The sequence below is a fragment of the Prevotella sp. PTAC genome (assembly GCF_013166535.1).
In the GTDB taxonomy this organism is placed as follows: Bacteria; Bacteroidota; Bacteroidia; order Bacteroidales; family Bacteroidaceae; genus Prevotella.
The window spans coordinates 1-26,595 of record NZ_JABKKK010000016.1; the positions used below are offsets into that span (position 1 = coordinate 1).

Sequence of the window (26,595 nt, forward strand, 5' to 3'; positions counted from 1 at the left end):
GATGGTACTGCGATGCAATGCGGGAGAGTAGGAGGCCGCCTTTTTTTTCGTTCCCCCGGACACGTCATGGTGTCCGGGGGAACTTTTTTTTGTTCCGGCGGTGGTATAACAGTTCTCCTGTGTTGGCTCTGAATGGTGTAAGGTGTTTCAACAATATCTTTGCACGGTTACCGCTGCCGCCTATCGGTGTTACAACAATGTTCCTGCTGTGTTTCAACAATTTCTGAGGTTCTCACAGAGAGTTTCCCAATTGTGTTCCGACAATGTTCCTGCGTCGTCCCGCTTTGCCGTTTCGCGTTCCCCGGAGTCATTTATTTTCATTACCGCCGTTCGTGATTGTTTTTTTTGCTCTTTGTATGAAAATATCCGTTCTTAAATTTTGACATCCGGCCGGATAGTCTTACCTTTGCGTTGCCATGTGTGTTCTGCCGTCGCGGTTCCGTCATATCCTCGCGGTGCGTCCTTGATACGTCCCGCTGGTTCCGGCTCCCCGTCAAGTCCGCTCCCGTGGCAAATATAAACTTATAATATTTCCAACTAAAAAAACGACTAATGCCATGAGAGACATTATCAATCGCCACTCCTTGCTCCGCGCTTTCCAATCGCGCGTCGCCGGCTCGGTCCCGGCCCTCCTTTTCGTTCTGTTTCTTTTTCCGTCCTGCTCCAAGGACGTGCTTCCCGATGACGTGACATCCCCGTCCCCGTCCGGCTCAGGCACGCTTTCGGTCCTGGCCCGCTCCGAGTCCTCGTCCGTGCCCCTGAGCTATCCCGTCAACGTTTACGTGTTTGACCCCTCCGGCAAATGTGTCGGCCGTGACAGCCTCTCCTCCGGTGAGACATCCGTCCGTATGTCCCTTCACGAGGGCTCTTTCACGGTCCTCGCCGTTGCCGGCGCCTCCTCATCAGACTACGAACTCCCCTCATCCGTGGGCGCCACGTCCGGTTCCGTGGTCCGGCTTCGTTCAGGAAAGAGCCACGGCGACATCATGACCGGGCATAACGACATCACCCTCGTCGATGGCGAGAGCAACACCCTCACGCTCGGTCTTTCCCGCCGTGTGATGGAGATTTCCTCCGTAACGATGGACAATGTACCTGTTTCAGTCACTTCCGTGTCCGTCCTGCTCCGTCCCCTTTGCGATGACCTCCGCCTCGACGGCAGCTTCGGCTCCTCCTCCGGCGAGTGCGTCATCCCCCTGTCCCGCCGTGGTGACAGCCGTGTCTGGGCCATGGACCGCCCCTTTTACCATTACGGTGCGTCCGGTCCTGCCACGGTCACCGTCCGCCTCTCTTTCCCCGACGGCGTTCGCAGCTACTCTTACAGCTGCGGCGAGAGCCTCTCAGCCAACTACCGCATCTCCATCGCCGGCCGCTACACATCTTCCGGCGTCCAACTCTCCGGCACCCTTCTCGGCGAGGATTGGGCCGGCGTCCGTGACATATCGTTCGATTTCGGAGGGTCGTCATCCGATGGGGAAGGGCAGGAGCCTCCCGTCACTCCCGGCGGTGCCGCCGCCCCTTCCGCAGGCAGCCTTTTTTAGGGATCCTACGTCCTGTCCTCCACCTCCGGTGACGACGGCTCCACCGTTGTCACCCTGATGGGCGCCGCCACGGTTTCCGGCCTTTCCGTGTCGGAGAACGACGGTCAGGAGTCGCTCCTTTCCGCGGTGAGAGCGGCCATGCCCGGCCTGTTGCCCTCCGGCGATACCTCCGGGTGGGACCTTCCCACCGTGGCGCAGCTGTCCATGATAAGCTCCAACCTCGGTCCCCTGTCTGCCGGCGTCGGCAGCCATGAGGGCATGGCCCCCTTGTCCTCCTCCGACTGTTATTTCGTGCGCACTTCCTCCGGTGAGATAAGCGCCTATTACCTCGGCGGCGGCTTCGAGGCCTCCCGTCTTCTTGATGACGATACCGTCCTGAGGCTTTTCAAGACGTTGGTTTTCAAGTGAGCGTGTCGTTCCGTATCATGTGTACCTGATGCGCTCGGCGTGATTTCCCGGTTGTCGGATTAACAGCATCCGACAGCCGGGGACTCTTTTTTATGTCGAGCGGTACTGTGAGCCGGGGCGGCGGGAATATATTGAGGGATCCCATGGTCTTGGTGGTCATGGCGCCGATTGTAGTTTATCGAACTCACGTTAATTATGTTTAACCAGTTCTTGAATGTATTGAATATATTGGTGCCCGGTAAAACTTTTCAATGTATTTTTCGCCATTCTGTTTGCCGGATAGCTGATGTAACCGCTGTATAGGAATACTGAAATCACAAGAAAATGGCATATATGACCTTTATATAGCCATTCTAACGAAGTTCATGCGCTTATATGTTGGTGGATGTTGCAAAAGTAAGGTGCGTTTTACCGGATAGCCAACTTGGCTTGCCCAAAAGAGGGCTTGTCCATGAACAAAACCAGAAGGAATAAGTGCTATGACATGTTTACCGGACACCAATAATTGGAATATGGTGAACAGCGACGGCACGAGAAACAGCAATGCCAATGTGCCCACTGTCATGCCGCCGATTACGCCTGTTGCAAGCGAGCGGCTGCCGTTGGCACCCACGCCATGAGCCGTCACCAGCGGAATAAGCCCGAACACAATAGACAAGCCGGTCATCATGATGGGGTGCAGACGAGCCTTTGCAACGCTGCATGCCACCTGTGACAATGTCACGCCTTCCGACCGCCGCCTGCCTGCATATTCGGTCAGCAGAATGGCGGTCTTGGAAAGCAGTCTGATAATCATAATCAGTCCGGTCTGCATGTAGAAGTTGTTCTCCAGTCCGAACAGCCATATGAAAACAGAAGCCCGCCTGCACAGATGGTACTGCGATGCAATGCGGGAGAGTAGAAGCCCGCCTTTTTTAGTTCCCCCGAGACACGGCAAAGAGTTTCTTTTTCCGGTAATCCGGAGAGAGAAACTCTCTTTTTTTTTTGTTTGGGATTGGGGATGATAGGAGGAAATTGATGGGAGAGATGGGAGATTTGTCACCATGCGAACCTGAAGCATCCGGGCTGTCATAAGTAGCCTCCATTTGTCTCCTTTCCATCAGCATAGCACCACGTTGTTGTCCTTCTGGTGTGCTTTTTTGTAATATAATAAGGCTTTGTATATGTTGCGCCTCGTACCGTAAGCATGTTCGTTACATATGCCAAGGATATTTGCAGTGTACATATTTATAGTGTCTTCACTTGCCAAATATCTCTCATCGACAGTTCCCTTCAGCAAGTCGTATGACCGTTTATAGTCTCGGTCTACGACTTCACCATAGAAATACAGTTTCCCGAGGAGGAATTTAGCATCCGTATTGCCTTGCGCGACACCTTTTTCCAGATATGCAGCCGCTTTCTTTTATCCGATGCGACACCCTATCCGGAATAATAGATATATCCCAACTCCGTGTAGCCTTTCCGATGTGAGACGATCGGTTGCCGAGTGCGTCGCAATAGCTTGCGAAATACCTTACAACGGGTATTCCGTTGCGGATAGCGGCAAGAATAGTCACGTCATACGATGCGGTAATGACGGTGTGTATCGCCGTCCGTATCGTATGTACAGACATATTTCGACTGCAAATAAAGTGTTAAATCCGTGATATAATATTTACACCTGCTTATTCGCCGGACTTCTCATTTGGAATGTTTGCCTTCTCGTTCGGGATGTTTGCCTCCTTGGTCACGTACCGCTGGTAGTATGCGATGAGCAGGGTGGTAAGCGGAAGGGCAATTATCAATCCGATAAATCCGAGCAACGCTCCCCATACGGATAGAGACAGGAGCAGTATGGCCGGATTGAGCCCCATGGCCTTACCCATTATTCTGGGAGTTAATATCATGTCTGTTATAAGCTGAATAATTCCGAACACAGCCAAGGCAGACAGTAATATCACCCAGAAGTTTGTTCCTGTGTCTGCCGCTTTGAGCAGTGAGAGGAATACGATGGGAATAAGAGCCAGAGAGTGTACGTATGGTATAAGGCTCATCACGCCTATCATTATTCCCATGCCTATAGCCATCGGGAAACCTATGATTGTAAATCCGATGCAGAAAAGCACTCCGATACATAGTGCCACAAGTCCCTGGCCTCTGATATAACTGTTCAGCTCACGTTCGGCGTCATCGATTAGGGCACGCCAGAACGGTCTGCTCTTCTTGGGAAATATCTTTATCAGCCCGGCTGCCAGTATCTCGTAGTCGAGCAATATGAAAAACATGTATAGCAGGGCTATCAATGATGCCACGATGCTTATGATAATATTTGCCGTCTGGCTTATCACAGCAAACAACTGAGGCATTATTTTTCGTGCTGTGTCGGGGAGATTGCTGTCTTTGAAGAATCGGTTTATATTGTCATGATTGTTTGATATCCAGTCTCTGGCGGCTATCGGGAAGTTGGGGATGTTTGTCACCTCATGCAGATATTTGTTTACCAGATAGCCCAATTTCTCAAACTGTTCCACCATCGACGGTATTATAAGATATGTTATGCCTCCGATTACCAGTAGCACCACAATCAGTGTTATCATTATAGACAGTACCCTGTTTTTGACGTGCATGCGGTATTGTACAAATCTTACAGCCGGATATAGCAGGTATGCGAGCAGCCAACCGATGAAGAAAGGCAGCAGAACGTTGCCCAGATAATTGGTTATATAGAGCAAGGCGGCGGCGAAAAGCATGCCAAGCATGAGCCGTACGAAGCGGTCGAAAGTAATGGTTTTGTCAAGCATTGTAGGTTACTCTATGTGATTATTCGCAATGGCTTTCTGATAACAGTCGCGGCATAACGGTTCGTATTCTTGCGTCTCGCCGAGCAATACTCTGCTGCTGTTCTCCACCGTGCGGTGACTTACGTATGCCAGCGCTCCGCATCTTACACAGATGGCGTGCACTTTTATCACTTCGTCGGCAATGGCGCATAGTGCCGGGATTGGGCCGAACGGTATTCCCTTATAGTCCATGTCAAGCCCGGCGATGATGACCCGCACACCCCTGTTGGCCAGTTCGTTGCATACTTCTGGCAGTCCGTTGTCGAAAAACTGTGCCTCATCTATTCCTATCACATCTATTTCCGAGGATAGAAGCAGAATTTGTGCCGAAGAATCTATCGGTGTCGATTTTATCGTATGCTTGTCGTGGCTGACCACTTGCTCATCGGAATATCTGGTGTCTATCGCCGGTTTGAATATCTCTACTTTTTGGCGTGCAAACATCGCACGTCTCATCCTCCGTATCAGTTCTTCTGTTTTGCCTGAAAACATCGAGCCGCACACCACTTCTATTCTTCCGGGGCGGTGTGTCTCCCCAGTCAAGTTTCCTGTCATTTGGTTGCAAAAATACAAATACGTTTTAAAAATTACAAAGAAACAGGGCATTTTTTTGGATATAGAGAATAATTACGTACATTTGCCAGTGATATGGGAACACTATATATCGTACCCACGCCGGTGGGAAATATGGAGGATATGACGTTCAGAGCGGTCAGAATCCTCAAAGAGGCCGACCTCGTGCTGGCAGAGGATACCCGCACGTCGGCCAAACTGTTGAAGCATTACGACATACAGAATCATCTGATGTCGCATCACAAGTTTAACGAGCACGGCACGTCGGCATCCGTTGTGTCCCGTTTGCAGGCCGGACAGACTGTCGCGCTTATCAGCGATGCCGGTACTCCGGGCATCAGCGATCCGGGTTTCTATCTCGTGCGGGAGGCAGTCCGTGCCGGTGTCGAGGTGCAGTGCCTGCCTGGTGCCACGGCGTTTGTGCCGGCTCTGGTGTCAAGCGGTTTGCCTTGCGACAGATTCGCCTTCGAAGGTTTTCTGCCGCAGAAGAAAGGCCGTCAGACAAAACTGGAATCGTTGAGAGATGAAAGTCGCACAATGATATTCTATGAATCGCCATACAGGCTGGTGAAAACTCTCGGCCAGTTGTCAGAGGTGTTTGGCGAGGAGCGTCAGGTTAGTGTTTGCCGTGAGATCTCAAAGGTGCATGAAGAGAGTGTGCGCGGTACGCTTGGCGAGTTGACAGCCCATTTCGAGGCCACCGAGCCGAGGGGAGAGATTGTCATCGTAGTGGCAGGAGTGTCGGAAAAAGAGAATAAAAAGCATAAAGTCAGAGAGCAAGAAAATTAGAAACATAGATTAAGAAACATAAAAAATAATGAGTTATGAGAAAGTTATTATTTATATTAATGTGTTTGGTGGCCGTAGCGTCATGCAAGCAGGAGAGAGCAAACGCCGATCTTACGGCTGAACGTCAGCGCGATTCGTTGAATCAGATAATCGCTCAGCGAGACAATGAGATCAATGACATGATGGCTACTTTCAATGAGATAGAAGAAGGCTTCAAGGAGATTAACGAGGCCGAGCAACGTGTGAGCATAGCCAAGCAGGGCGAGGGAGCAAGCCGTGAGCAGCGTATCAGGGAGAATGTCCAGTTCATACAGTCGGCCATGGCGCAGAACAGAGAACTGATAAACAAACTTAAGCGTCAGTTGCGTGAGAGCGCTTTTCAGGGAGATCAGTTCAAGCGTACTATAGAAAATCTTACAAAACAGCTTGAAGAGAAAGACCAGCAGCTGACTCAGTTGCGTGCCGAACTGAGCGCAAAGGATATCCACATCGCCGAACTTGACGAGAAAATAACAGGTCTGAATACTGATGTCTCTTCACTGCAAGAGGAAAATACCCAGAAAGCGACCACAATCAGCACGCAGGATAAGCAGCTCAATACCGCATGGTTCGTGTTCGGAACGAAGAGTGAATTGAAGTCGCAGAAAATCCTTGTGGACGGAAAGGTGTTGCAGTCTAACTTCAACCGCGAGTATTTCACCAAGATAGATATCCGTGTCGACAAGGAGATAAAACTCTACTCCCGTTCCGCTAAGATGCTCACAGCCCATCCGGCAGGCAGCTATTCTTTGCAGCAGGATGCCGGCAAGCAGTATGTTCTTAGAATAACAGACCCGCAGAAGTTTTGGAGCACGAGCAAATATCTGGTTGTATTGGTAAAATAATAAGGGTTTATTAAATATTTAACCGGCTCTTTACGGCAGTCACTGACTCCGTAAAGAGCCGGTTTTTTGCATACTGTAAATCCAACACCGCTGCCATGTATGATGAAATTGACGGACAGTAAGCATATCTGTAGTGGTGTCTGTTAATTCCCAATATCCATTATATCAATCTTTATTAACAATCGTGGGTGATTTGTGAAATTATCTTTATCTTTGCAAAAACCAATACAGTATATATATATATATGAAGAAGTTGATTATCTTTTTAGCGGCATTCATGGCAGCAATGAATGCTTTTGCGCAAACAACCCAGACTCTTTCTTTTGTTACCAAGAAGAATGTCAACATGCGAGCCGCACCTTCTCCTCAGGGCAAGGTCGTTGGAAAAGCCGCCCAAGGCATGGTGTTTATCACGGAATCGTCGAAGAACGGTTGGACGTTAGTGAAAGATCCGCTTGGCAAGAGCGCTTATGTCAGTGCGTCGATGCTCGACAGGATACGTCCCGATGAGATGAAAATATATAAGGCCGCAGACCTGCTTATATCTCCGTCGGAGGTAGGTGGCGACGAACAGGATGCCCATTATGTTGACACCAAAAGTAATTCCGATTTCGAAACGACGGAGACATGGGCTTTTATCGGAGACAAGAGCGGTAAGAGCAGGAAAGTAAAGGCCGTCCATAAAGGCCGTGTGGTGTACAGTACCGGTCGCATCATGACATATGAAAACTATTACTCGGGAGAGCTTTGCGGCTGGTATATGCTGCTTACCAAAGAAACGGACCCGGATGGAAAGGTATTGGACAATCGCGAGACACCTATCGTTGTCTATCCGGCATTTTCATCAAACCGTGGCGCCTTTGTTGACGGAGCATATTTTATGGACATTACCGACACAGACAACTGGGATTGACGGCCGGTCTGCCGGCATGCCATTGCCGCCTTGATTATATTGACTACACTGTAAATAAACACATTGACACGTAAACATAATGGAATTAAAAGTATTAAACAAGTTAGAGAATGCGCTCTTCTCACGTTCGAATCCAAGCCATGTCCCGACTTCTGGAAGACTTGTTTTTCACGCTCTTATAGGCGGAGCGATAATAAGTCTTATAGTTTTTGTCCTTCAAATGACAAGTATCGGTAATGGCACTGTCGAGATAATAGCCGGCATACTGCTGGCCGGTCTGTTCGGTTATATGGGCTATAAGTGCCTGCCGGCAATAAAAGAGTTTCCCGGATGGGGCGGCAGGATAGGTTACGTAGTATACATGGCCGTGATTACTTTCCTTTCGTTCTATCTCGCGATGATGCTCGTCATGGTGGCTCTGCTGGGTATCTTCCTTTACGTAATAGTGAAAGTGTTCTTCGGCGGTTCTAAGAAGGGCAAGTGGAAAGTAAGATACAGTGACGGGACCGAAGAGGAAGCTGAAGAAGTGGGAACCGGTATTTGTGGTGAAAAATACGTCAGTACAAAAGACGGCGTAGAGCATATAGTGCCCTGACTTTTCCTGTTGTTCCGATAGAAATCCTGTTTGTGTTTATCGGCCGCACTGCCGATAAACACAAACAGGATTGTAACATGGAGCTAATCCGTATCCAGTATCCTCACGTAGACTTGTTCCTGAACTGTATTGGTGATAGTCCCGTCTCTTTGCGAAACATCCTGCACATATATGAAGGATCTTCGAAGCCGAGCTTATTGGCTATATCTTTGACCGACATGTCAGTGTCGGTCAAATACATTTTTATCTCAACTGTAAGTTGTTCGTTAATCATTGATTTCGGGGATACGCCGTAAATGTGGCGGCATACCTTATAAAGATAGCCCGTGGTGATGTTCATTTTGTCGGCGTAGAACTTTACGTCGCGTTTTGAGTGTACGTGTATTGAGAGCAGTAGCAGAAACCGTGACGTTATGGCCCATGCCCTGTTCTTGTCTATGTATTTCAGGTTCGGATAGAATTTTGACAGGCATGTGTCTATTGCGATGAACAGGTTGTAAGTGTTGTTGTTCACGAGTTGTGTGCGCAATGCGCCCGATACGTTATTCATTATCCACTCGTTTTGGTCTGTCCACTGTGTTATTAAGGCCTGTTGCGGCTTTGTCGGCCTCAGGATGGGTGTGCGGTGAAGAAACTCCCACAGCCCGAAGTTCGGTATTTTATAATACGCCGAGTCGAGCATGCCTTTCGACAGCGATATATATCGGGCATGGAAATCTTCCGATACGTCTTCTATCGAGAAGTATATATCGGATGTGAGTATCAGTATTTCTCCCTTGACGAACGGTCTTGTGTTTTCCTCGTTATGCCATGTGGATACAGGTTCTGGTCGCCGTAGTGAACATTGCGCTCGATTGGTACATGATATTCTCTTTGGACATGGGTGTCAAGGGAGCGGCCGTGGCTACGTCGGCAGCGTGTGTTTTCGGAGGATTGATGGCCCTGGCGTATTTCGTCCGGTTCTCGTATAAGTTGAGGTTCTACCGACTGAAACTCTCCGTCACGTCCTTGCTTCTCTCCATACGCAATGTCACTTATATCATGAAGATAGGATTTGCCACTTTCCTGACCGAGCTTGCCATGGGCGTGATGATGCTCACAGGCAATTATATGTTCATGTCTATGCTCAACGAAGAGGGCGTGGCCGCTTTCGCCGTGGCGTGCTATCTCTTCCCAATAGTATTCTCTATAAGCAACGCTGTCGCCCAGTCGGCCCAGCCGATAATAAGTTTTAATCACAAAGTGCGCAGTGATGCCCGTGTGGCCCGCACCCTCCGTGTATCCCTCTTCACGGCCGCTGTTTGCGGCACGGTCGTGTCGTTGTGCCTGTGGATAGGCGCTCCAGCCATAACCGCCTTGTTCCTCACCCCGTCCGAGGCGGCCTACGGGATAGCCTTGGCTGGGCTGCCGTTGTTCGCTTTGTGCGCTGTCTTTTTCTCGGTCAACATCGCTTTCATCGGATATTACCAGAGTGTAGAGCGTGCCATGGCATCCACCGTGTTCACGTCGCTCAGGGGCATGCTTCTGCTTGTGCCGAGTTTTGTGCTCCTGCCGCATGCACTCGGTGTCAGCGGGCTGTGGCTTGCCATTCCCACCGCCGAGTTCCTGACTTTAGTTTCGGTGTCTCTGTTCTATCTGCGGCAAATCAAAAGGTCAGCCGCATGACTTTTTTCAAGCATGAGCGTAGACGGATGTCGGAGGGGGCGAGCGGTCTTTTTCGCCATGTCCGCCCGTTATTCCGCCGCCGGATGCAATATGGACGCCGTTTGTCCGTTATATAAACATGAATATAGAAGCAGTCCGTGATTACTGTCTTACGAAGAAAGGATGCGAGGAGTCTTTTCCGTTCGACGACAAAACCCTTGTCTTCAAGGTCATGGGAAAGATGTTTGCCGTGTTGTGCTTTGATAACCCCGACCTCGTGATAGTGAAGTGTGACCCGGAGCGGGCCATCGAGTTGCGGGAGAGATATTCGGCCGTTGAGCCGGCGTTTCACTTCAACAAGAAGTATTGGAACCAGATATATTTCAATGCCGATGCCTGCGACCGGCTCATATACGAATCTATCGACCACTCGCTTGATGAGGTGGTCAGGAAGTTCACCAAAAAGATGAAAGACGAGTATGCCGCCATGTGACAGGCATCCGTTTGCCATTGGTCTAAAAGTCGGGCGTTTTCATTCGTCTGTAATGTGCATATACAGTGCGTTTCGGGTTGTCCGCAAGGGTAAATCGGAATGCGCTTTTCCCCTTAAATAATTGATACTCAACACTATGTAATAGCGTGATAAATACTCTTTTTCTATATTTTTCTTGGTTGTTCGGATTTTTTTTCGTAATTTTGCACCCGATAACAGAACAAGTATTGTTTTTGTCTCGCGGTGAGACGTTTATACTTGTAGTAAGTAAATAGGAGCCAGGCATGGCATTGATAGTGTTTGATTAGTGTCATGCCGAGGATATTTTAATGATGTCCAGTTCCATAAAATCATTTATGATGAGTATTTTTAATAAAATCGTATGTTTAGTTTTAATTTCAATTTTATCGAATCCAACTCCGGTCTTTGCCGGAAATAACTCTGCTGCATCATCAGCCTCATTTGACTGGAATCCGGTTATCGATGCCATAATAATGGTCGAGAGCGAGGGAAACCCAAGGGCGGTAAGCGGCAATTCGGTCGGCGTGATGCAGATTACACCTATTCTTGTGCGTGAGTGCAACAACATCTTGAAGGGCAGGAAAAGCAAGAAAAGGTATACGCTGAAAGACCGTTTCAGCGTGGATAAGTCTAAGGAGATGTTTCTTCTGATACAGTCTCGGCACAACACCGCAAACAATGTGGAGCGTGCCATCCGTTCGTGGAACGGCGGCATGCGTTACAGCGTGAAACGCACACAGCGTTATTACAACAAGGTGATGGCGAAGATGAAAAAGCGCGGCTCCTGAGCCGTGTATCTTACGGCGATAAGTCAATGCAAACTGATAGTCATGGCGGCGGGCGACAGTCCGACGCCGTTCTTTTTTTCAGTCGGTTTTATTCCGTGGTGTATCGTGAAGTGTATCGTGGTAAAATTTGCTTTGCGCCGCTTTTTGACATATCTTTGTGGCGAATAATCAATTATTCCGTATATGATTGATACACAAATAGCGAATGCTATGATAGAAAGTTGTTGGTAACGATTTGGCGACTTTGAGATTGCACCAATCTTCTGCATTATGCTTTGTCAAACAACTCTGATACAAAAGTAGCCAAATTCCTTGATTAAGCAAAGAGTTTGGCTACTTTATTAATTTAAAGTAGGTAAGCTCTTGTCACATCTCTGTGCATTAGCATGTGCGAGTACCTTACCTACTGAGGTAATATTAAAAGAGTAGGGTAATTTTTCCCACCATTCTCTTAATTTAAAAAGATTAGAATGTTTATTCCATTCCTCTACAAATGTATTATTTAATTCTTGTTTGACTTTACTGTCATTAGAATATAATTCAAAAACTGATTTGACCGCATTTTTTTGCTCCAAGGTAAAAGGGATATTTAGGTAAGTTCCATTTATGTTTTGCACGAAACTAAGCGATTCAACACTCTCAATCCCATTTACATTAACTCTTACATAATCTGAATTTAATGAATTTTCATTCATGATTAATGAAAATGGCAATTTCCGCTCTGCCAATATTTCTTGGACTTTGTAATATTCTTCCGATTCCTTACGTATTCCTAATTCAAGAAGCCCTTTTAAAGAGTTTGAATAATAATCTTTTATTGTTTTAAATTTTCCTAGTTGATTTATGCGAACTGCGTCTAAAATATCTAATTGGTCAATCCAATCTGTATCTTGCGGTAATTTTGCATACATTATCTTTCCAAACAAATTGTCAAGTATATCTAATGCAACTTTAATATCTGAAGCAATAGGCATAAATGTATTTACAGAATGGACAATTGTTAATCCAAGCAATGCCTCATCGGAAATATCTTCGATTATTTCAACAGCTTTATGTATTCCTGTTCTAATATGCCTATCATTCCCCTTTTCTATTCTGTGAACTAACAATTCAGACAATAAATCATAATCAACAGAACGCTCTGTTGCGGCTGCAGCCTTTTGTGCATCAACTAATAACAATTGGAAACTTGGGTCTGCAAAAGCCTTTAATCCATCATTTACAGCTTCCATTTTAGGTATAAGCCTGTTCTCCAGTTCTTTTACTCGTTCATTGGCTATACGTAAAGCTTCTTCTGTAAAGTCCTGTTTTGCGATACTATATTTTTCATCATATATTTCCCTTGCACGCTTCTCATCAATACCTTGATTGATAGTAATCTGTTGAATTTGGTACTGCTGTGCGTTATCTCCTGCTTTCTGAATTTCCATTATTTACGACACTTCCTACTTGAACTTGATTTGCATTATCTCTTCCTTTTTGGCATTGGGAAATTTTGTTCTTAATTCCTATTTTATAACCAATAGTACCGCCTAAAATGCCTCCTATCAATAGCGAAACTAATTCTGTTCCTATTCCATCAAATACCCATTCCATAGAATACTATTTTACAACAAAAATCACATCTGCTAGACTTTTGTACTGATTGCCCTTAAACATGAAACTTATTTCTTTCAAAGAATCTTCATTAAAATTATCAAGATAGTCCTTTACTTTAGGTTCTATCAATGCAAATGCTCGTTTCATTTTCCAAGACTCATTCATATCAGTAGAATCAACTAGAATTACAAACAATCTATTCTCTGCTCCAAAACGCATTTCACCCTGATTGGCATACAGCCATGTCATAAGTTCTAACACATTGGATTGTGCTTCAGCAATAACTTCTTTTCTTTTGGTTTTTAATTCTTCAAGAATATCATTCTTACCTATTTCTGCCAGCTTTTCAGACAATGTGTAAAGTTGTTGGGAATCGGTTTGAGTACAATCCACTATAATGCCAACTTCTCTTGCTTTCTGCTTCAACCATGTTAGTTCTCTTTTCCCAAGCTTGTTTTTCAGTTTTTCGTCCATATATTGATTTGGGAAAAATGTAACTTTTAAATCTATTGGATTATTATTCAAAAAGAAATCAACACTTTTTATTTCACCCACGGCTGAAATGACATTTTTATGGCGTTTGAAAAGTGATTCAATTAGATAAGAAGTCCAATTATTATACCAACTTGTTTGGACATAATTCCACGCATTTTCAGCTATTTCATTTTGCTTACTTTGTAACTCATCGTAATTGCTAATTACTTTAACATATCTACTTACAAGATGTTTGTCCAAAGAATTATTCTGATCTCCTCCCCAAGCATAATGGCGAACTTTATACAAATCATTCTTTAGTTTCTCCTCATCTATGCCCATTGTATTGTACCATTCATGGTTCCTTTCATTCAAGAATACATCAAGCAATTGCATTGCGTTAGGCATAGTTTCAAGCATTTCAAACAGCTCTACATTTTGCTCTGCTATTTTTGATGAAGTCAAGGTAATACCACTAGCCTCAAGGAATTGCTGAATTTGTTTTCCTCTACAAACAGCTCTCACTTTTAACCACATCAAAGCATTCTCATTAGAGTTGAACGCAAAAAGATTTTGACTTCTAAACTCTTTATCCCATTTTTCAAAATTTGTCATAACACAGAACTATTTCATTGTACATACTAAAAGGATTTCGCTACTTCCTGCAACACTACCCTTTCCGCCTCTTCCTGAACTATATTTCTTCCTTTCAACTTTAACATTACGATACGGCTTTATTAAATTAACCATAGTTTCAATATCTGGAAAACTTCGGTCATTATAACTTACCAACCAAGTAGGGATATGAGTAGCTAGTTCAAACATCAATTGCAGGTTTGATATAGCTTCACTATTCTTGTCAAAGCCACTATATCGCTTGGGTTCATATCGTTTCGTCCCATTTACAAACTGCTTGTCTTTCCAATATTCCACGTATGTTTCCAGCAAATGATAAAAAGACTGATAATCAGCATGACTATTACAATAAGGAGGATCAAAGTATACCAAATCAACTCCTTTTAATGTCGGTAATAAATCAAGAATATTCTTGTTATAGCTAACATTGTCTTTGGAATTATCAAAAACGGCAGCATTGTATTCTGGCAACAAATCTAAGAATATATCTTTTAAAGGACGTATCAAACTGCGATTACGCTTTATACGCATTGGGTCAGAAGCATAAACCAAGGCTTGAGTATGAGCAAAATGACCCATTGTCACTTTTCTGGTCATACTTCTACACATTATAGCTAGAGCCAAAGCCTGTTTATATTGATTACTCAATTTATGTACATTGCTACGAAAACTATCAGCAAAGACTGCCTCCTCAGTTTGAAAGAACAATTCAGAATACAACTCTTCTATCAGATTAAAATTTGAAGGATTATCATTGCTTGAGAACAAAATTTCTAAATCTGAGGAATCAAGTTTATTGTCGGAATTCTCGATGAGAGCCTTTCCTATTGAATTGTTAAAACTAAGAAAGTCATTTGTTATAACCTTCTTCCCCAATTGCTTAAACATATAGGCAACGGACTGAGAACCAGAAAATGCGTCTAAAACAGTGCAAGCATCCTCTGGTATGAATTGTGCAATCCATCCTCTGTGAATATGCTTGGCTCCCAAATATTGAGGTTCTGGGAACCTGTAATCCAAATATTTTGTGTCTTCAAATAGCATAACCTGTTATTTTACTGCAAAAATACTTGTTTTTTATCAATTGGAGATAATTCTCTCTCGTTTATTTCACTTTTATCCATGTTGTTCCGACTTTGGAGGGAGAAGTTCGCGGAATGGGGCAAGGTATGTTCCTACGAACATCAAGTTTGAAGCGGCTCAATTCATTTGGAGCAGCTGAAAACATACCTTGCTGTGTTCAGAAGAACACAAGTCTGAAGTTTCAATTCGTGGTTTGTAAACGGCGGGATTGCCATAGCATCGGCAAGCAATATGGCAGTTTGCCAAGTTTGTGGGCAATAAGGCTGTATGGATCGCAAGCCGACCTGCCGTAAAGCCCGCAGGTCTGCAAGCCGGCATGCAGGTCGGTCTGTTAGAAATACCATATTGCTGATTTTTTGTTTCTTTGAGGGAGGGACTCTCCCTCTCAAATGCAAAAACGGATAGCGGAGCAATCCATGCTCTGCCATCCGTCTGGATTTTCTATTTCCCATCGGTCGGTCATCTCCTCTATGAGTACTTTATGTGTGCGGACTTGAAAGATGCAAGTTTTTTCGGATCAATACTCTCAAAGTATGAGAGGAAGATTGTTCCGAAAACGGCTTGACGCTTGAACTTGCAGATTTCAGCAAATGTCCGCACATACCTTTGTACCCATTGGGGAATGAGCGTATGATGGGAATATCATACATAAGTACATTTGAATGTAATACCATACATTCATTTATACGCATTTAATTATGTTCCCACTTACTTTCATTCATACATTCGTGCGTCCGCACATTCATAAATACAATGTCGGTTCTCGGATTGCTTGTTAGTTTGATTATGATATACTCTCGCATCTTGTATGCGCCCAATGTATTCAACCGAAAAGACAATGTGATAATCAACGGCAGGGAGTAAACATCAACATTGTAACCATTCGGTAACTTGATATACCTTTGCGTTTCATATTCGTTTAAGATACCGCTTTTGTATATGGCTTTGATATTGGCTTTCAAAGTCGGATATGTGATACCAAACAACTCTATCAATTCGTTTGTAGTCATCCAAACGTTGTTGGAGATAATAGGAAAATGGATTTTACCGTATTCGTTCATTGTTATCATGTTTCTTTCTTGTTTCATAGTTTCTTTGTTTAATAGGTTATTAAATGGCTTGACAAATAAAACTCTCCATCGATTCTATTTGCTTGGATAGATTCTCAATATCATTGCTTACCTTCTCGGCTGTAATCTTCGCATAGATTTGAGTGCTTCGTATGCTTGTGTGCCCCATCAATTTGGATAGCGTTTCAATGGGTACTCCATTGGATAAACAAATGGTCGTGGCGTACGAATGCCTGCTTTGATGCCAGCAGACGTTCTTTTGGATTCCGCATAGTTTCGCCACGGCCTTTATTCCATGTCTGCAATTTGCATAACAAGGTACAGGCAACAATTTTTTGCCTTCCACCATTCCTTGATATTTCTCGATGATATGCTTGGCTGTATCGAGTAATCGGATATTGGTTTCCGTTCCTGTTTTTTGTCGGTTGGTCTTAATCCATAAATGCCCGTCGAACGATGTCTGCAAATTATCGGTTGTGAGATTATACATATCCCTCCAACTCAATCCGCTGAAACAACAGAAGATGAAAAGGTCTCTAATCAGTTCGTAACTCTTCTTCTTGAATGTTCCGTTGATTAGCATTGTTATCTCTTCTTTGGTCAGAAAACCTCTTTTGGTCTCCTCCTTTGTGATGCGATAGGCATAAAACGGGTCACGTTGCAACCAACCGTTGTTGATGGCGGTATATATGATGCTGCGGAAAGGCATCATATACGACCATACGGTATTGGTGCAATGATTCTTCTCGGTGCGAAGGAATAACTCGAAATCTGTGATGAATGCCGGGGACAGCTCACGCAAGGCAATATCGCTTACCTTGTAGCGATGCTTGATAAACTCCTCCAAGTGGTTGTAAACGGTGCAATACTTCCAATAACTGCGTTGGCTTTTCATCTTGCCCACTTGTTTGGCGTAATCCTCATTGTGCTGTCGGAATACGGCAAGCAGGGTCTTATGGTTCTGTCCCATACCCAAGAATGCGTTTCTTACTTTCTCGGCTGACACATAACCGGCCTTGTCCATAATCTCCTGATAAGCCTTGTTGATGCCGACTCGGATTTTATCCAACATTCGATTGGCTTCTTGTACAACAATACTTCTTCCCGACATTCTGCCGAGATTGACATTCCACAACTTCTCATCCACATCCAGTTTGCAACTGAATTGGGAAATCTTGCCGTTCACGGTGATACGGCACATCACAGGCACAAGCCCGTTCTTCTTCGGCGCATTGCGTTTGAGATAGAATAATACTCTGAAAGTGCTTCTGCTCATAACTCTACTTTTTTGTTTGCAAAATTATTTATGGTAGAGTTGAGTGACGGTAAGCAAAACACAGCGTATCGGTGCAAAAGAATCAGCCGAAGCGAAACCGTAACGAAGATATGAGAAACTTCGCTATATTTGCTGTCTCAATCGTTCAGCAGATATTGTTTTTCAATCTGTTAAAGCAATCAAAAAAACTATTGAAATCAAGAAGTAAAGTAACGGTATAGTAACGAAACTCTGTCATTTCTTGGCTTTTCGTTGGCTTTTGATGGCACTGCAACATCTCGACAAACACTGTTAAATCGCTAACAGACAACATTCTTTCCCCATTTCGCACTCACTTTCGTTTCTTTGTTGTATCTTTGTCCCGGATAACCCTTGATTAAACATTAGTATTTATGATAAAAGTTTACAAAGCGACATCATTGTGCCATACCTTAGTACGCTTCCGGTGCATAAATATACATCATTTCGTGACATTGTTTTTTGATAAAAGGAGATTTTGCGTCTCCTGACACATATTTGTTTATATATCCGTGTCTGCATTTTCGTATTTCCGTGCAGGCATAAAAGGCTTCCGGCGTTCTGCGCTTGAAGCCTTTTATGTTTTGTCCAAGACGGCTTTTGGGCCTGTATTCGGCTATCGGTTGTCTTGCGTTTAGCCGCTAAACGCAAGACAACGGGTATCCCGTTGCAATCCAACCAGTATCCGAATGCAGAGCGACGGGATACCCGTTGTGAAAAGTTGGCGTTTGGGTTTTATTACAATGTCTTTACTGTCAAAAAACAAAGGATTTTTCCGGTTTTTAATTTGCTTTTTGCATTAATATGCATTTCTTGCGGATTATGTCGTGTGTGATATTTTTATTACAAACTGAAGATCTCTTCCACTCTTCTTTAAGGTGCCCCCGCGTCTGTGGCAGATATAACCCGGCAATATTTTTTTCAGTCGGCGTTTTGCCATGTTTGCCACCCGGTATTATAAAAATATGATAAAATACTGATTAATGTTTAAAAGAGTGTCGTAAACTCGGTATTTAGCATTATTTTTGTAGAATGATAAATGTGGGGAAGGTCCCGCTCAAATTTAACGAAAAAGAATTATTATGACAACAGTAATTATTATTTTAGTGGTAGTGGCGGTTATCGCCATCTGGTGTATCGGAATCTACAACAACCTCGTGAAGTTGAGAAACAACCGTGAAAACGCTTTTGCCAATATCGATGTTCAGCTCAAACAGCGTCATGATCTCATTCCACAGCTTGTGTCTACGGTGAAAGGTTATGCCTCGCACGAGAAAGAACTGCTCGTAAGGGTGACCGAGGCCCGGACGGCAGCAATGGGCGCCTCAGGCATCAACGACAAGATAAAGGCTGAAAACGCGTTGAGCAACGCTCTCTCGGGGCTGCGAGTGTCTCTCGAAGCATATCCCGACCTGAAAGCCAACCAGAACTTCCTCCAGTTGCAAGGCGAGATCTCCGATATAGAGAACAAGCTCGCCGCGTCCCGTCGTTTCTTTAATTCCACCACACGCGAGCTTAACAATGCCGTGCAGACATTCCCGTCCAATATCTTCGCAGGCATGTTCGGTTTCCACCGTGAGCCGATGTTCGAGATTCCCCAGGCCGACCGCGCCACCCTCGACAAGGTGCCGGAGATTAAATTTTAAGCCATGAAGTATGTAGGAATGCAGACCCAGATAAGGCATAACAACATGATGAGCATGTTGTTGCTGCTGTCGTTTCCGGCCATTCTGCTCGGCACGGTCTGGGTGTTTCTCGCTCTGGTCAATTATTTCGGCACTTACTATTACGACGAGTACGGACGGATGGTAAATGTGTTCGATGCCGAAGTGGTGAACAGCCATTTCGTGGGCACCATACCATACGTTGTCATAGGTGTGGGCGTATGGTTCCTGATTGCCTATTTCTCTAACACGGCCATGATAAAGAGCGCCACCGGTGCTCGTACGCTCGAGCGCAGGGAAAATCCCCGGGTATATAATATTGTGGAGAACCTGTGCATGTCGTGTGGCATGGACATGCCGAAGATTAACGTGATTGACGACCCGCAGCTCAACGCTTTTGCGAGCGGTATCGACCGCAAGAGCTACACGGTGACCGTCACCACGGGATTGTTGTCTCTGCTTGACGACGACGAGTTGTCGGGGGTGATAGCCCATGAGCTTACGCACATCCGTAACCGTGACACACGCCTGCTGGTCATCAGCATCATTTTCGTGGGAATAATCTCGGCGATAATGGGTATGACGGTACGCATGATGTACCATGTGATGTGGTTTGGCGGCGGCAGCAACCGCGACGGTGAGAAGGGCAACGGCCTCTCGATGCTGGTAATCATGCTCGTGGGACTCGTTTGCAGTGCCGTGGCATATTTCTTCACGCTGCTCACCCGCTTCGCAATCTCTCGCAAGCGTGAGTATATGGCCGATGCCGGTGGAGCCGAACTGTGCGGCAATCCGCTCGCCCTGGCTTCAGCGTTGCGCAAGATTTCAGGCGATCCGGGTCTGCGTAATGTAGGTCGCGACGACATTGCCCAGATGTATATCATCCACCCGAAAAACTTCTCGCAGGGCATGATGAGCATGGTGAACTCGCTTTTCAGCACTCATCCGAGCACAGAGAGCAGAATAAGGATACTCGAACAGTTCTGACGATGGACATCCGATTTTTAATATCAGCATGCGCATGCCTCATGGCTGCGCATATTTTCGCTCAGAAGGTGGCTTACCGTCCTACCCGCCACTATGGCGAGCGGGTGGACATGTTTGCGTCGCTGCCTGCGGTAGACTCCACCGCCACGGTGATGCTGGGCAACAGTCTTACCGAGTATGGCGGCGATTGGGGCAGGATGTTGCGTGCCGATAATGTTGTAAACCGCGGCATTGCCGGCGACGATGCCATGGGCATTGCCCATCGCCTGTGCCAGATCTTGCCGGGGAAACCGCGCCGCATATTCCTCATGGTGGGTATCAATGATCTCAGTCACGGTATCACTGCCGCTCAGACAGCGTCGCTCGTCTGCCGGTTGATAGACCGTATACGCCGCGACGCTCCCGATACCGAGCTGTATGTGCAGAGCGTCCTGCCGATAAACGAGAGCACGGGGCGGTGGAAGCGTCTGGCGGGACGCACAGGCGATATACCCGAGATAAACCGCCTGCTCAATATTCACTGCTCGAAGCTCGGCATAGTTTATGTGGACCTGTATCCAAAGTTTGTCAGGCGTGGCACCAATGTATTGCGCCGCGAGCTTACTTCCGACGGGCTTCATCTGTCGCCGCAAGGATATAAGTTGTGGGCTTTCGAGCTGAGAAAGTATATGTGAGGATGTGGCCGGCATGAATGTATGCGATGTTGCCGCATGGATGATAGCCTGTAAAACTGTCGGTTGTCTTTGAGTTTGATATTTTTATCGGTAAAAATATTACGATTTGTTTGTTGTTTTGAGTATAAATCGTTAACTTTGCAACGAAATAAAAAGAAGAAACATCATGGTTAAGTCAAATCTTCTACACATTATTAATATTATCATTCGACTTAAACAACCGGTCGGAAGTGAAAAGGTGTGTATGTAGACGAGCCGTAATAACGATATGGAGCCTTTCTCACTTCTGATGTGGGAAAGGTTCTTTTTTTAGTTCTCATGACGGTATCGGATTCACGGTGTCGGATAGTTGGAAAGCCTGGCGTAACGGACTGGATGTTCTTAAGTGATAAAAAGAAAAAGAGATATGAGCGACAGACTATTTATTTTTGACACAACGCTGCGCGATGGCGAGCAAGTGCCGGGATGCCAGTTGAACACGGTAGAGAAAATTCAGGTTGCCAGGCAGCTTGAACAATTGGGAGTGGATGTGATAGAGGCCGGTTTCCCGGTATCGAGTCCGGGTGATTTCAATTCGGTGATAGAAATATCGAAAGCCGTGACGTGGCCCACAATCTGTGCGCTGACCCGTGCGGTGGAGCGCGACATAGAAGTGGCGGCAGAGTCTTTGAAGTATGCCAAGCACAAGCGGATACATACTGGAATAGGCACGAGCGACTCCCATATACTCTATAAGTTCAACAGCAACCGCGAGGAGATAATAGAACGTGCCGTGGCAGCGGTGAAATACGCCCGCCGCTATGTGGACGACGTGGAGTTTTATGCCGAGGATGCCGGCCGTACTGATAACGAGTATCTCGCAAGGGTGGTGGAGGCTGTGATAAAAGCCGGAGCCACGGTTGTTAATATTCCCGATACCACCGGCTACTGTCTGCCCGCCGAGTATGGCGATAAGATAAAATACCTCATGGAGCATGTCGACGGAATAGACAGGGCTATAATCTCGACACACTGCCATAACGATCTTGGCATGGCTACGGCAAACACGCTCAGCGGTGTGCTCAACGGCGCAAGGCAGGTGGAAGTGACGATCAACGGTATCGGAGAGCGGGCCGGAAACACGTCGCTCGAAGAGATTGCCATGATATTGAAGTGCCACAAGCATATTGACATAGACACGAACATCAACACAAACAAGATATATCCGACAAGCCGCATGGTGTCGAGCCTGATGAACATGCCCGTGCAGCCCAACAAAGCCATTGTCGGCCGAAACGCTTTCGCGCATTCCAGCGGTATCCATCAGGACGGTGTTTTAAAGAACGTGGAGACATACGAGATAATGAATCCCAAGGATGTGGGACTTGACGACAACTCGATCGTTCTCACGGCGCGTTCGGGGCGCGCCGCGTTGAAATACCGTCTCGGTGTGCTCGGCGTGAATGTGGACAATGAGGAGACGGTGGATAAGATTTACCAGAAGTTCCTCCGGTTGGCCGACCAGAAGAAGGAGGTGAACGATGACGACATACTGATGCTTGCGGGCGCCGATACCGCTGACGCTCATGCCGTGAAACTCGACTTCCTTCAAGTCACCACAGGCAAGGGGGTGAAAAGTGTGGCGAGCATAGGTCTCGATATTTCTGGGCAGAAATTTGAGGAGGCTTCGAGCGGTAACGGCCCTGTGGACGCGGCTATCAGGGCTTTGAAGAAAATCATACGCCGCGAGATGTCGCTCAAAGAGTTTACCATCCAGGCCATCAGCAAAGGCTCTGACGATGTGGGCAAGGTTCACATGCAGGTGGAATATAACGGCAGCATATATTACGGTTTCGGGGCAAATACGGATATAGTGACGGCTTCGGTCGAGGCTTATATCGACTGTATCAATAAGTTTAAGTAGTAAGGAGATGAGTGGTAAGTGGAAATGTAATATAAAGCAGTAATAATATAAGATGAACACATTATTTGATAAGATTTGGGACAAGCACGTGGTGCAGATGGTGGAAGACGGCCCCACGCAACTTTATATCGACAGGCTGTACTGTCATGAGGTGACTTCGCCTCAGGCTTTTGAAGGCATGCGCCGCCGCGGGCTAAAATGTTTTCGCCCGGCGCAGATATACTGCATGCCCGACCATAACACGCCGACGCACGACCAGGACAAGCCTATAGAAGACCCGGTATCTAAAAAACAGGTTGACACGCTGGCGGCAAATGCGGCAGAGTTCGGGCTGACACACTACGGAATGATGTCGCCCGATAACGGTATCATCCATGTGGTGGGACCGGAAAAGGGATTGTCGCTGCCCGGCATGACCATTGTCTGTGGCGACTCGCACACTTCGACGCATGGCGCTATGGGTGCCGTGGCGTTCGGCATCGGTACGAGCGAGGTGGAAATGGTTATGGCATCCCAGTGCATATTGCAGCAGAAACCGAAGTCGATGCGCATCAATATAGAGGGAACGCTCGGCAAGGGAGTCACGGCCAAGGATGTGGCTCTCTATCTGATGGCACGTCTCACAACATCGGGCGCTACGGGATATTTTATCGAATATGCGGGCAGTGTGGTCAGAGACATGACAATGGAAGGTCGTCTCACGCTCTGCAACCTCTCTATCGAGATGGGTGCCCGTGGCGGATTTATCGCCCCCGACGCCACAACCTTCGAGTATATCAAAGGACGTCAGTATGCCCCGGCAGGCGAAGAGTGGGACAAGGCGGTGGAATACTGGAAGACATTGAAGAGTGGCGACGATGCCGTGTTCGACAGGGAACTGACTTTCAATGCCGCTGACATAGAGCCGATGGTGACTTACGGCACCAATCCCGGTATGGGAATGGGCATCACCGAGGCTATACCCACGCTTGATGAGATAGACGAGGCCGGTAAGGCTTCGTTCTCGAAATCGCTCGATTACATGGGATTTGCTCCCGGAGAGAAACTTGTCGGGCACAAGATTGACTATGTGTTCCTCGGAGCATGCACCAACGGACGTATCGAAGATTTCCGTGCTTTCGCGTCTATCGTGCGTGGACGACATAAGGCCGAGGGTGTCACGGCATGGCTCGTGCCGGGTTCTTGGGCTGTGGATAAGCAGATACGGGAGGAGGGGCTTGATGCCGTTCTTGCCGCGGCGGGGTTTGAAATCCGCCAGCCTGGATGCTCGGCATGTCTCGCCATGAACGACGATAAGATACCGGCGGGCAAATATTCCGTGTCTACGAGCAACCGTAACTTCGAGGGACGTCAGGGACCCGGCGCAAGAACTATACTCGCCTCGCCGCTCGTGGCGGCGGCAGCGGCGGTGACAGGAGAAATAACAGACCCACGAACACTAATGTAAGAACAGGCAATGAAACAGAAATTTGACATCATAACAAGCACATGCGTGCCGCTTCCGCTTGAAAATGTGGATACAGACCAGATAATACCGGCACGATTTCTCAAAGCGACTGATAAGGAAGGATTTGGAGAAAACCTCTTCCGTGACTGGCGATATGACAAAGACGGGTCGCCAAAGGCCGATTTCGTGCTGAACAATCCGCTTTACGGCGGTTGTATACTCGTGGCCGGCAAGAATTTCGGTTCGGGCTCGAGCCGTGAGCATGCGGCATGGGCTATTGCGGGATATGGTTTCCGGGTGGTGATAAGCAGTTTCTTCGCAGATATTCATAAGAACAACGAACTGAACAATTTCGTGCTTCCTGTGGTTGTCTCTGAGTCGTTTCTCGAAGAGCTTTTCGACTCTATAAGCACCGATCCGAAAACGGAAGTGGAAGTGAACCTGCCTCTGCAAACAGTCACCAACAAATCGACGGGCAGGAGAGAGACGTTTGAGATAAACGGATATAAGAAGCATTGCCTGATGAACGGGCTTGACGATATCGACTATCTCATACAGAACAAGGATAGAATCGAGGGATGGGAAAAGCGCAACAAGTGAACAGACGGCGGGGGATACAGCCGTTTATCGAGATAATGGACTGTACGCTTCGTGACGGTGAGCAGACCAGCGGCGTGTCTTTTCTTCCGCATGAGAAACTTGTCATTGCCCGTATGCTGCTCAAAGACATCAACGTGGATCGCATAGAGGTGGCGTCAGCGCGTGTTTCAGAGGGCGAAAAGGAGGCTGTGAAGATGATTTGCCGCTATGCCAAGCAGATAGGCATGATAGAACGGGTGGAGGTCCTGGGCTTTGTGGACGGCAAACTGTCTATCGACTGGATTGCCGACTGCGGCGGAAAGGTTATCAACCTGCTTGCCAAAGGGTCGCTGCGCCACTGTACGCATCAGCTCCATAAAACGCCCGAAGAGCATATCGACGAGATAAAACGCTCGATAGATTATGCCTCAAGCCGGGGCATCAGTGTAAATTTGTATCTCGAAGACTGGAGCAACGGCATGAAATCGTCGCCCGAGTATGTATATATGATGATGGATGCGCTGCGGGACACGGCCATAAAGCGGTTCATGTTGCCGGATACTCTCGGCATAATGAATCCTTTGCAGGTCATTGAGTTTTTCAGGAAGATGCTGAAGCGTTATCCCGAAAAGCACTTCGATTTCCATGCGCACAATGATTATGACCTTGCGGTGAGCAACTCGCTCGCTGCCGTTCTCAGTGGTGCAAGGGGCTTGCATGTCACGGTCAACGGGCTTGGCGAGCGCTGCGGAAACGCCCCGATGTCGAGTGTCCAGGTGATATTGAAAGACCAGTTTCAGGCAAAGACAAGCATCAATGAGGGTAAACTGAATGATATAAGCCGCTTGGTTGAAGGCTATTCAGGTATTGCGGTGGCTCCGAATCAGCCTATTGTCGGTGAGAATGTGTTTACGCAGGTGGCCGGAGTGCATGCCGACGGTGACAACAAGAGCAATCTTTACTGCAATGATCTTGTGCCGGAGCGTTTCGGGCGGAAGAGGGAATATGCCTTGGGAAAGACCAGCGGGAACGCCAATATCGAGCGGAACCTGCAGGAACTCGGTCTTGAGCTGACCGACGAGCAGACCCGTAAGGTGACGAGGAGGATAACTGAACTTGGCGACCGTAAGGAGATTGTGACACGTGAAGACCTGCCTTTCATTGTAAGCGATGTGCTGAAGCATACTACCCCTGAGGACAAGGTCAAGCTTGTGAGCTACATGGTGTCATCGGCATACGGCTTGAAGCCCATCGCCTGCGTGAAAGTGGAGATAGACGGCAGGCAGTATGAGCGGGAATCGACCGGCGACGGACAGTATGACGCATTCGTGAAGGCTTTGCGCAAGATATATAAGGATGCCCTTGACAGGACATTCCCTATATTGGCAAACTATGCCGTCACCATTCCACCGGGCGGACGGACCGACGCTCTCGTGCAGACGGTCATCACATGGCGTAGCGGAGAGAAGATCTTTCGCACGCGCGGACTTGACGCCGACCAGACGGAAGCGGCCATCAAGGCGACAATAAAGATGCTCAACATGATAGAGGAGGATGGCAATTGATGTAAATGCAGATGTCATCTATTCGGGCTTTTACTGATTAATGAGTGGTGTTTATGCGGATAACCGATATTTTATAAGCAACCAATATCAAAAATAGCGGTAAAGCCGGATATTACTTACAGTGAGAATGGATACATATCCGATAGGAATAA

General features: G+C 46.8%; 29 protein-coding genes and 1 pseudogene. 16 read left to right on the forward strand and 14 right to left on the reverse strand.

Annotated elements, in window-relative coordinates:
- Positions 1-557 precede the first annotated feature (557 nt).
- Both HPS53_RS11600 and HPS53_RS11605 read left to right on the forward strand, forming a co-directional pair.
- Complete coding sequence (locus HPS53_RS11600) at positions 558-1,541, forward strand: FimB/Mfa2 family fimbrial subunit (RefSeq protein WP_172206348.1); 984 nt, start codon at positions 558-560, stop codon at positions 1,539-1,541.
- A gap of 57 nt (positions 1,542-1,598) precedes the next feature.
- Positions 1,599-1,949, forward strand: coding sequence for a hypothetical protein (locus HPS53_RS11605; RefSeq protein ID WP_172206350.1), 351 nt, complete (start codon positions 1,599-1,601; stop codon positions 1,947-1,949).
- A 340-nt stretch (positions 1,950-2,289) separates the two neighbouring features.
- Here the strand turns inward: HPS53_RS11605 and HPS53_RS11610 are convergent.
- The 5 genes and pseudogenes from HPS53_RS11610 to HPS53_RS11625 form a co-directional block, all read right to left on the reverse strand.
- Positions 2,290-2,802 (reverse strand): annotated as a pseudogene (locus HPS53_RS11610) (efflux RND transporter permease subunit); the annotation flags it as partial.
- A 246-nt stretch (positions 2,803-3,048) separates the two neighbouring features.
- Complete coding sequence (locus HPS53_RS12810; protein WP_371741854.1) at positions 3,049-3,333, reverse strand: hypothetical protein; 285 nt, start codon at positions 3,331-3,333, stop codon at positions 3,049-3,051.
- Positions 3,296-3,562, reverse strand: a complete 267-nt coding sequence (locus tag HPS53_RS11615; protein ID WP_172206352.1) for a hypothetical protein — start codon at positions 3,560-3,562, stop codon at positions 3,296-3,298. Before HPS53_RS11615 ends, HPS53_RS12810 begins: the two co-directional genes overlap by 38 nt.
- A gap of 51 nt (positions 3,563-3,613) precedes the next feature.
- Positions 3,614-4,729, reverse strand: a complete 1,116-nt coding sequence (locus HPS53_RS11620) for an AI-2E family transporter (protein ID WP_172206354.1) — start codon at positions 4,727-4,729, stop codon at positions 3,614-3,616.
- Positions 4,730-4,735: 6 nt separating this feature from the next.
- A complete protein-coding gene (locus HPS53_RS11625) occupies positions 4,736-5,323 on the reverse strand; it encodes a thymidine kinase (RefSeq protein ID WP_104369612.1) in 588 nt (195 codons plus the stop codon).
- Positions 5,324-5,416: 93 nt separating this feature from the next.
- Between HPS53_RS11625 and rsmI the strand changes: the two genes are divergently transcribed.
- From rsmI to HPS53_RS11645, 4 genes are all read left to right on the forward strand, one after another.
- The gene (gene rsmI / locus HPS53_RS11630) at positions 5,417-6,130 is read left to right on the forward strand and encodes a 16S rRNA (cytidine(1402)-2'-O)-methyltransferase (RefSeq protein ID WP_104369613.1); all 714 of its coding nucleotides are present in this window, start codon (positions 5,417-5,419) and stop codon (positions 6,128-6,130) included.
- Between the two features lie 35 nt (positions 6,131-6,165).
- Positions 6,166-7,014 (forward strand): hypothetical protein, encoded by an 849-nt coding sequence (locus HPS53_RS11635; RefSeq protein ID WP_104369614.1) that lies wholly within the window; start codon positions 6,166-6,168, stop codon positions 7,012-7,014.
- A gap of 244 nt (positions 7,015-7,258) precedes the next feature.
- The gene (locus HPS53_RS11640; protein ID WP_172206356.1) at positions 7,259-7,927 is read left to right on the forward strand and encodes an SH3 domain-containing protein; all 669 of its coding nucleotides are present in this window, start codon (positions 7,259-7,261) and stop codon (positions 7,925-7,927) included.
- Positions 7,928-8,006: 79 nt separating this feature from the next.
- A complete protein-coding gene (locus HPS53_RS11645; RefSeq protein ID WP_172206358.1) occupies positions 8,007-8,522 on the forward strand; it encodes a hypothetical protein in 516 nt (171 codons plus the stop codon).
- A gap of 103 nt (positions 8,523-8,625) precedes the next feature.
- Here the strand turns inward: HPS53_RS11645 and HPS53_RS11650 are convergent, their stop codons facing one another.
- Entirely contained in the window at positions 8,626-9,204 is a 579-nt protein-coding gene (locus HPS53_RS11650; RefSeq protein ID WP_172206360.1) for an AraC family transcriptional regulator, read from the reverse strand.
- Between the two features lie 128 nt (positions 9,205-9,332).
- Here HPS53_RS11650 and HPS53_RS11655 point away from each other — a divergent pair, with 128 nt between their 5' ends.
- Both HPS53_RS11655 and HPS53_RS11660 read left to right on the forward strand, forming a co-directional pair.
- Positions 9,333-10,187: an MATE family efflux transporter gene (locus HPS53_RS11655; RefSeq protein WP_172206362.1), complete on the forward strand. Its 855-nt coding sequence runs from the start codon at positions 9,333-9,335 to the stop codon at positions 10,185-10,187.
- A gap of 118 nt (positions 10,188-10,305) precedes the next feature.
- A complete protein-coding gene (locus HPS53_RS11660) occupies positions 10,306-10,659 on the forward strand; it encodes an MmcQ/YjbR family DNA-binding protein (protein ID WP_172206364.1) in 354 nt (117 codons plus the stop codon).
- Between the two features lie 310 nt (positions 10,660-10,969).
- Here the strand turns inward: HPS53_RS11660 and HPS53_RS12815 are convergent, their stop codons facing one another.
- Complete coding sequence (locus tag HPS53_RS12815) at positions 10,970-11,149, reverse strand: hypothetical protein (RefSeq protein ID WP_233210234.1); 180 nt, start codon at positions 11,147-11,149, stop codon at positions 10,970-10,972.
- Between HPS53_RS12815 and HPS53_RS11665 the strand changes: the two genes are divergently transcribed.
- Complete coding sequence (locus tag HPS53_RS11665) at positions 11,061-11,468, forward strand: lytic transglycosylase domain-containing protein (RefSeq protein ID WP_233210232.1); 408 nt, start codon at positions 11,061-11,063, stop codon at positions 11,466-11,468. The two genes, HPS53_RS12815 and HPS53_RS11665, sit on opposite strands and share 89 nt — an antisense overlap.
- A 23-nt stretch (positions 11,469-11,491) precedes the next feature.
- On the opposite strand, the gene HPS53_RS11670 is transcribed toward HPS53_RS11665, so the two are convergent.
- From HPS53_RS11670 to HPS53_RS11700, 7 genes are all read right to left on the reverse strand, one after another.
- A complete protein-coding gene (locus HPS53_RS11670; protein ID WP_172206366.1) occupies positions 11,492-11,737 on the reverse strand; it encodes a hypothetical protein in 246 nt (81 codons plus the stop codon).
- Between the two features lie 72 nt (positions 11,738-11,809).
- A complete protein-coding gene (locus HPS53_RS11675) occupies positions 11,810-12,898 on the reverse strand; it encodes an LPO_1073/Vpar_1526 family protein (protein ID WP_172206368.1) in 1,089 nt (362 codons plus the stop codon).
- A complete protein-coding gene (locus HPS53_RS11680; protein WP_172206370.1) occupies positions 12,873-13,064 on the reverse strand; it encodes a hypothetical protein in 192 nt (63 codons plus the stop codon). The genes HPS53_RS11675 and HPS53_RS11680 overlap by 26 nt, the downstream gene beginning before the upstream one ends.
- Before the next feature lie 6 nt (positions 13,065-13,070).
- Entirely contained in the window at positions 13,071-14,156 is a 1,086-nt protein-coding gene (locus tag HPS53_RS11685) for a hypothetical protein (RefSeq protein ID WP_172206372.1), read from the reverse strand.
- A 9-nt stretch (positions 14,157-14,165) separates the two neighbouring features.
- A complete protein-coding gene (locus HPS53_RS11690) occupies positions 14,166-15,221 on the reverse strand; it encodes a DNA adenine methylase (RefSeq protein ID WP_172206374.1) in 1,056 nt (351 codons plus the stop codon).
- A 731-nt stretch (positions 15,222-15,952) separates the two neighbouring features.
- The gene (locus HPS53_RS11695) at positions 15,953-16,348 is read right to left on the reverse strand and encodes a hypothetical protein (RefSeq protein ID WP_172206376.1); all 396 of its coding nucleotides are present in this window, start codon (positions 16,346-16,348) and stop codon (positions 15,953-15,955) included.
- A gap of 22 nt (positions 16,349-16,370) precedes the next feature.
- The gene (locus HPS53_RS11700) at positions 16,371-17,606 is read right to left on the reverse strand and encodes a site-specific integrase (protein ID WP_172206378.1); all 1,236 of its coding nucleotides are present in this window, start codon (positions 17,604-17,606) and stop codon (positions 16,371-16,373) included.
- 1,100 nt (positions 17,607-18,706) lie between these two features.
- Here HPS53_RS11700 and HPS53_RS11705 point away from each other — a divergent pair.
- The 7 genes from HPS53_RS11705 (at position 18,707) to HPS53_RS11735 (ending at position 26,443) form a co-directional block, all read left to right on the forward strand.
- Positions 18,707-19,270, forward strand: a complete 564-nt coding sequence (locus HPS53_RS11705; protein ID WP_172206380.1) for a LemA family protein — start codon at positions 18,707-18,709, stop codon at positions 19,268-19,270.
- 3 nt (positions 19,271-19,273) lie between these two features.
- Complete coding sequence (locus HPS53_RS11710; RefSeq protein ID WP_104369621.1) at positions 19,274-20,275, forward strand: M48 family metallopeptidase; 1,002 nt, start codon at positions 19,274-19,276, stop codon at positions 20,273-20,275.
- A 41-nt stretch (positions 20,276-20,316) separates the two neighbouring features.
- Positions 20,317-20,949 (forward strand): GDSL-type esterase/lipase family protein, encoded by a 633-nt coding sequence (locus HPS53_RS11715; protein WP_253942893.1) that lies wholly within the window; start codon positions 20,317-20,319, stop codon positions 20,947-20,949.
- 406 nt (positions 20,950-21,355) lie between these two features.
- A complete protein-coding gene (locus HPS53_RS11720; RefSeq protein WP_172206384.1) occupies positions 21,356-22,852 on the forward strand; it encodes a 2-isopropylmalate synthase in 1,497 nt (498 codons plus the stop codon).
- Positions 22,853-22,904: 52 nt separating this feature from the next.
- Positions 22,905-24,299 (forward strand): 3-isopropylmalate dehydratase large subunit, encoded by a 1,395-nt coding sequence (gene leuC, locus HPS53_RS11725; protein ID WP_104369624.1) that lies wholly within the window; start codon positions 22,905-22,907, stop codon positions 24,297-24,299.
- Positions 24,300-24,308: 9 nt separating this feature from the next.
- Positions 24,309-24,899: a 3-isopropylmalate dehydratase small subunit gene (gene leuD / locus HPS53_RS11730; RefSeq protein WP_104369625.1), complete on the forward strand. Its 591-nt coding sequence runs from the start codon at positions 24,309-24,311 to the stop codon at positions 24,897-24,899.
- Positions 24,878-26,443: an alpha-isopropylmalate synthase regulatory domain-containing protein gene (locus HPS53_RS11735; RefSeq protein ID WP_104369626.1), complete on the forward strand. Its 1,566-nt coding sequence runs from the start codon at positions 24,878-24,880 to the stop codon at positions 26,441-26,443. Before leuD ends, HPS53_RS11735 begins: the two co-directional genes overlap by 22 nt.
- Positions 26,444-26,595 lie beyond the last annotated feature (152 nt).